Consider the following 878-nt stretch of genomic DNA (forward strand, 5'->3'; position numbering starts at 1 on the left):
TGCGCCAGGCATGGCGCGTTGCGCGTAAGCGCAACCAGCTTGGCTGTGGTGGCCTCGCTGGTGACTTGGAGGTGAAAGTCCTCTACACACCCGGCAAGGGGAAGTGTTAGCCAGAGGCAAGGGTGTCGCGGGTGACTGCGAATCTGAAGGAAGCCCGAGGCAAAATGCTGGCCTGACGAACAGGAAGCGGATAGAGGCGGCGCAGCGGGGTAAGAAGGCAAGCATCTTCAAAGCCCGATACTTGCACAGAACGCTGTGACGTAGATCCGACAGGCATAAGCAGGAAGGTCACGCGAATTACCCTGGGAGATCTGCACGTTTGCCAGTGTGCTACCGAGCGTCGAGAGGCGACGGGATGAGCGTGCAGAAGTCAGCCGAGGCCGTAGTAAGTGGCGAATAACCCCGCCGCCAAGGGCCGAACAGGTTATGCCGCCAGTAGGCGCCAGAGTCTCGTCGAATGCTGAAACGCAGAATATTCTCCAAGAGAAGACTGTTTCCCCAAGTCCCGGACGGTATCCGAGGATGACGGCTGACAGGGCACAAGCATCGACGGCGTCTGTGGCGTGGACGAACGCGGAGCCGGACACGCTGATGGAGCGGGTGCTTGCACCGGCTAACCTCAAGCGTGCGTATCAACGCGTAGTCAGCAACAAGGGCGCACCGGGTGCCGATGGCATGACGGTCGACCAATTGGCAGGCTACGTGAAACAGTATTGGCCGAACCTCAAGACTCGGTTGCTGGCCGGCGAGTACCAACCGCAAGGTGTACGCGCCGTCGACATCCCAAAACCTAAAGGCGGAACACGGCAACTGGGCATTCCCTGTGTCGTGGATCGCCTGATCCAACAGGCTTTGCTGCAACAGCTCACACCTATCTT

Annotated in this window: 1 pseudogene; it reads left to right on the forward strand. The window is 59.3% G+C overall.

Annotated features, from left to right (window positions below):
• Positions 1-426: 426 nt before the first annotated feature.
• A pseudogene (locus VC35_RS30160) lies at positions 427-878 on the forward strand (group II intron reverse transcriptase/maturase); the annotation flags it as partial.

Source organism: Pseudomonas fluorescens (assembly GCF_000967965.1).
Lineage (GTDB): Bacteria > Pseudomonadota > Gammaproteobacteria > Pseudomonadales > Pseudomonadaceae > Aquipseudomonas > Aquipseudomonas grandcourensis.